Source organism: Bartonella sp. AP65SXKL, from assembly GCF_042195725.1.
GTDB lineage: Bacteria > Pseudomonadota > Alphaproteobacteria > Rhizobiales > Rhizobiaceae > Bartonella.
In genome coordinates, this window is the sequence record NZ_JBHIOW010000089.1 from 1 (window position 1) to 751 (window position 751).

At 37.7% G+C, this 751-nt stretch carries 1 protein-coding gene; it reads left to right on the forward strand.

Annotated elements, in window-relative coordinates; all coding sequences use genetic code 11:
• On the forward strand, positions 1–681 hold a 681-nt coding region (locus tag ACFIMP_RS09825; protein WP_375686345.1), incomplete at its 5' end, for an ABC transporter substrate-binding protein.
• Positions 682–751: the final 70 nt, after the last annotated feature.

Below are 751 nucleotides of genomic sequence, written 5' to 3' on the forward strand. Positions count from 1 at the left end.
TATCTTATTGACTATGAAGGACTCGGTAAGACTCTTCTCAAAGATGTTGGTATTCCACGTGCAAGTTTTATTCCTCTTGGTAATCTTGGAGCTTTGGATGAAAAAGAGGGACAACCCTTTAAACTTGATCTCCAAAAAGCAAAGCAACTTTTAACGGAAGCCGGTTATCCGGATGGTTTTGAGGCCAGTATTTTTGCCGGTGCCTCTCCTTATCCTTTTGCTTTGCCTATTGCTCAGTCTCTCCAAGACAATGCAAAAAAAGTTGGAGTACGTTTTAAAATTGAACGTTTTGTAGGTACGCAGTTGTTTTCAAAATTTTATGCGCGTGGTTTTGATACGATTTTTTTCGGATGGAATAATGGCTCTGGGGACCCCCATACAATGGCTTCACGTCTTATTTATAATCCAGATAATCGGCTTGAGGCTAAAAATACAGGCTATGCGAGTTGGTGCCATGGGTATTTGGATGAAACTATGAATCAAAAGGTTCAAGATGCGTTGTTTCAAAAAGATCCCAAAAAACGGGCGCAAATGTATGCTGATTTGCAACGTGAATTTATGCAGAAAGGACCTTATGCTTTTATCTATCAGACGTATCACACGATAGCGATGACACCTGATGTTAAAAAATGGGTTTGGAATAGTGCACCACGTATTTTTTATAGTGCAATTGAAAAATAAAAAGGTATCAGGTTTATAAAATATAAAAAACATGGTCATGATATATTTGATGTATTGCAAAGCTCTTTAA